The 4,657-nt window shown below is 70.9% G+C and carries 3 protein-coding genes and 1 pseudogene; 2 read left to right on the top strand and 2 right to left on the bottom strand.

Going from position 1 to position 4,657, the window contains the following annotated elements; translation table 11 throughout:
* Positions 1–144: 144 nt before the first annotated feature.
* Entirely contained in the window at positions 145–1,776 is a 1,632-nt protein-coding gene (gene pruA / locus ABZ281_RS38660; protein WP_356662692.1) for an L-glutamate gamma-semialdehyde dehydrogenase, read from the bottom strand.
* A 91-nt stretch (positions 1,777–1,867) separates the two neighbouring features.
* Positions 1,868–2,794 carry a proline dehydrogenase family protein gene (locus ABZ281_RS38655; protein ID WP_356662691.1) on the bottom strand — a complete coding sequence of 309 codons (927 nt, stop codon included), beginning with the start codon at positions 2,792–2,794 and terminating at the stop codon, positions 1,868–1,870.
* Between the two features lie 191 nt (positions 2,795–2,985).
* Between ABZ281_RS38655 and ABZ281_RS38650 the strand changes: the two genes are divergently transcribed.
* Both ABZ281_RS38650 and ABZ281_RS38645 read left to right on the top strand, forming a co-directional pair.
* Complete coding sequence (locus tag ABZ281_RS38650; protein ID WP_356662690.1) at positions 2,986–4,329, top strand: helix-turn-helix domain-containing protein; 1,344 nt, start codon at positions 2,986–2,988, stop codon at positions 4,327–4,329.
* A 14-nt stretch (positions 4,330–4,343) separates the two neighbouring features.
* A pseudogene (locus ABZ281_RS38645) lies at positions 4,344–4,657 on the top strand (HAD family hydrolase); the annotation flags it as partial.

Genomic DNA, 4,657 nt, shown 5'->3' with positions numbered 1-4,657 from the left:
CCACCCCCCACATCTACACCCAACACACAACACACTTACCCAACACGACGCTCTACCGATCTGTGGACATCGCACCAGTCTTCCCCCGCACATCCCGCCGGGCCAGGTCTTTTCGACCTGGCCCGTCGGTTCACCCGGAGGGTGTCAGCCCATGTGCGGGTACGTGTAGTCCGTCGGCGGGACCAGCGTCTCCTTGATGGCGCGGGTCAGGGTCCAGCGCATCAGGTTCTGCGGTGCGCCGGCCTTGTCGTTGGTGCCGGAGGCACGGCCGCCGCCGAAGGGCTGCTGGCCGACGACGGCGCCGGTCGACTTGTCGTTGATGTAGAAGTTGCCGGCCGCATAGCGGAGCTTGTCGGCCGTGTAGGCCGCTGCCGCGCGGTCGTTCGCGATGACCGCACCGGTCAGGGCGTAGTCGGAGACGGACTCCATCTGGGTCAGCATCTCGTCGTACTTGTCGTCCTCATAGACGTGCACGGCGATGATCGGGCCGAAGTACTCGGTGCGGAAGACCTCGTTCTCCGGGTCGGTGCACTCGATGACGGTCGGGCGGACGAAGTAGCCCACGGAGTCGTCGTAGGTGCCGCCCGCGACGATCGTGCAGGAGGCGTCCTCCTTGGCGCGGTCGATGGCGGCCTTGTTCTTGGCGAAGGCACGCTCGTCGATGACGGCGCCGATGAAGTTCGACAGGTCGGTGACGTCACCCATCTTGATGCCGTCGACCTCGGCGGCCAGCTCCTCCTTGAAACCGGAGTTCCAGATCGAGGCGGGGATGTACGCCCGGGAGGTGGCGCTGCACTTCTGGCCCTGGAACTCGAAGGCACCGCGGGTGAACGCCGTCTTCAGGATCGCCGGGTCGGCCGACGGGTGGGCGACGAGGAAGTCCTTGCCACCGGTCTCGCCGACGAGGCGCGGGTACGTGCGGTACTTCTCGATGTTGTTGCCGACCGTCTTCCACAGGTACTGGAAGGTGGGGGTCGAGCCGGTGAAGTGGATGCCCGCGAGGTCGCGGTGCTCCAGGGCGACCTTGGAGACCTCGATGCCGTCACCGGTGACGAGGTTGATGACGCCCTTGGGCAGACCGGCCTCCTCCAGCAGCTGCATCAGCAGCACGGCGGCGTGGGTCTGCGTCGGGGAGGGCTTCCAGACGACGACGTTGCCCATCAGGGCGGGGGCCGTCGGCAGGTTGCCCGCGATCGCGGTGAAGTTGAAGGGCGTGACCGCGTAGACGAAGCCCTCCAGCGGGCGGTGGTCCAGACGGTTCCACACGCCCGGGGAGTTCGCCGGCGGCTGCTCGGCGAGGAGGTTGCGGGCGTAGGAGACGTTGAACCGCCAGAAGTCGATCAGCTCGCAGGGCGTGTCGATCTCGGCCTGCTGGGCGGTCTTGGACTGGCCGAGCATGGTGGAGGCGGCGAGCGTCTCGCGCCAGGGGCCGGACAGCAGCTCGGCGGCGCGCAGGATGATCGCCGCGCGGTCGTCGAAGGACATCGCACGCCAGGCGGGGGCGGCGGCCAGGGCGGCGTCGATGGCGTCCTGGGCGTCCGCCTGCGTGGCGTTGCGGTACGTGCCGAGCACGGCCTGGTGGTTGTGCGGCTGGACGACCTGGAAGGCCTCGCCGCCGCCCATCCGCTTCTCGCCGCCGATGGTGCAGGGCAGGTCGACGGGGTTGTCGGCCAGCTCCTTCAGCCGGGCCTCCAGCCGGGCGCGCTCGGGCGAGCCGGGGGCGTAGCCGTGCACCGGCTCGTTGACGGGGGTGGGGACCTGGGTCACAGCGTCCATGTTTTCCCTAACTCCTTACTGAGCGGTGATTCGGTCTCGGCCCTTGACGGGCTCTCGGCCCCTCGCAGGGCTCTCGCCCCACGAAGGGCTGTCAGCCCTTGGTGAGCATGCTCCGGGCGAAGAAGCGCAGGTTGGCCGGCTTCTCCGCGAGTCGGCGCATGAAGTAGCCGTACCAGTCGGTGCCGTACGCGGTGTACACGCGCATCCGGTGGCCCTCGGCGGCCAGCCGCAGGTGCTCGTCGGTGCGGATGCCGTACAGCATCTGGAACTCGTATTCGTCGAGCTTGCGCCCGGCCTGATGGGCGAGCTCCTGTCCGATCGCGATCAGGCGCGGGTCGTGGGACCCGATCATCGGGTACCCCTCCCCCTCCATCAACGTCCGCAGAATGCGGACGTATGCCCGATCGATTTCGTGTTTGTCCTGGTACGCGACCGAGGCGGGCTCCTTGTACGCACCCTTGACCAGGCGGACCCGGCTGCCGCTCGCGGCGAGCCGGCGGGCGTCGGCCTCGGTGCGGAACAGGTAGGCCTGGATGACACAGCCGGTCTGCGGGAAGTCCTTCCGCAGCTCCTCGTGGATGGCGAACATCGAGTCCAGGGTGGTGTGGTCCTCGGCGTCGAGCGTGACCGTGGTGCCGATCTCGGCGGCGGCCTCGACGACCGGGCGGACGTTGCTCAGGGCCAGCTCGTGGCCGCCCTCCAGCGCCTGCCCGAACATCGACAGCTTCACCGACATCTCGGCGCGGGTGCCAAGCTCCAGCGGCTTGAGGCGGTCGACGAGCTCCAGGTAGGCGTCCCGGGCGGCGGCGGCCTGCGCGGGGTTGGTGATGTCCTCGCCGACGACGTCCATCGTCAGTTCGAGGCCGTGATCGGCGAGGACCCGGACGACGGGGACGATGTCGTCGACGTCCTCGCCCGGGATGAAGCGGTCGACGACCTGCTTGGTCACCGGTGCCGCCGAGACCAGGCGTCGCATCCGGTCGCTGCGGGACGCGGCGAGAATCACGGGACCCAGCACGGGGCACCTCCAGAGCACAAGCAACGTGAAGGCCGGACCCCTTGCGGATGGCGCGTCGGGTACGGCACGGAGAACCACCGTGAAACCTAAGGATCCCTCCGATCGTCGGCCATCGACAGCTGTCACGCATCCGTGCCGCAGATCTCAGACAGATGTATGAAGGGATCCGGGAAGTGCGCGACAATGCCCGGGTGACGTCGGAACACAGAGGCGACTACGAGGAGCTGGTCGACGAGATCTCGGAGCTGCTCGGCGCGCCCGCTACGCTGGAGAACCGGGACTTCGAGCTGATCGCCTTCGGTGCCTACGACAGTGAGGGCGACCTCGATCCGTCGGCCCTGGACCCGGTGCGCACCCGCTCGATCCTCACCCGCCGCTCGACGGCGGCGGTCCGGGCGTGGTTCGAGGGCTTCGGCATCACCCGGGCGACGGGCCCGGTCCGCATCCCCCCGACACCGGAGGCCGGGGTCTACCGCGGCCGGATCTGTCTCCCCGTCCGCCACCGGGGCGTGGTGCACGGCTACATCTGGCTCCTGGACGACGATCCCGGCCCGAGCGAACGCCAGCTCGCCGCCGCCATGGGGGTCACGGCCCGCATCGGCGCCCTGCTCGCGGACGAGGCCCAGCACGGCGCCGACCTCAGCCGCGAACTGAGAGCGGTCCTCACGGCCGAGCGCGGCTGGCAGAGCGACATGGCCGTCGCCGAGCTCCGCACGGCCCTCGGCCCTCGCGCCGACGGCCTCCACGCCCTGATGTGCGTCGCCCCCTGGCCCTCGGCCGACCCGGACGACGCCCCGTCGGTCCGCGCGGTCCCCGGCGCGACGGCCCTGTGCACGCTGCCGTGGGGCGCGACGGCCCAGTGCCTGGCGCTCCTGATCCGCCTGCGCTCCCCGGACGTCCTCACACCCGCGACGACGGCGGCGGGGCGGCTGCTGGAGCGGGCGCGAGGGGGACGCGGCCCGGGGGACGCGGCTTCGCGAGGAGCGGGCGGCAGCGGCCCGGCGAGCGCCGCTTCCCGGGGAGCGGACGGCAGCGGTCCGGGCGGAAGCGCCACCGGCGGCACGGACGGACCTTCCGCGGGCACGGCGAGTGCAGCGGGCACGGCAAGCAGAACAGGCACAGCCGGCCCCGCGGCCGGTGTCGCCACCCCCCGCTCCGGCCTGGCCGACCTGGCGACCGCCTGGTCAGAGGCCTCGGCGGCCGCCCGGGCGGCACTGGCCGAGGCGCGGTTCGGGCCGGTCGCACAGTGGGCGTCGATCGGGCCGTTCCGGCTGCTCACGGCCCTGCCCCCGGAGGTCGCCCACGACCCCGTCGCCCGCACGCTGCTCGCCCCGGTCCACCACGAACTCGCCCGGACCGCCGAGGTCTACCTCGACTGCGCCGGGCAGGCCGCCCGGGCCGCCGCCGAGCTGGGCATCCACCGCCAGACCCTGTACTACCGCCTCTCCCGCATCGAGAAGCTCACCGGACTCGACCTGGACGACGGCGAGGACCGGCTGCTGCTGCACATGGCACTGAAGGCACACCGACTGTGAGGACCGGCCCGTCCATGCCCCTGCTGCTGCTCGACCTGGACAACACCCTGATCGACCGGGACGCCGCCTACCGCGCCACGCTGTTGGACTTCCTGGCCGAGCACGGGCTGCCCGAGGGCGACATCGAATGGCTCATGAGCGTCGACGCCAGTGGGTACACACCCCGCCCGGAGGTCGCCCGGGCCATGCACGGGCGGTACGGCGACCGCGTCCCCGGGGACGCCGTCAACGATAAGCTCGACCGGGGTGCGGGCGACCGCGTCGTCCTGTCGGGGCCCCTCCGCGGCGCACTCGCCCGGGGGCGCACCCCCGGCTGGACCCAGGTGAT

This window comes from Streptomyces sp. NPDC006265, from assembly GCF_040613555.1.
In the GTDB taxonomy this organism is placed as follows: Bacteria; Actinomycetota; Actinomycetes; order Streptomycetales; family Streptomycetaceae; genus Streptomyces.
Note: the sequence above shows the minus strand (reverse complement) of the source record. Positions and strands in the feature narration are given on the sequence as shown.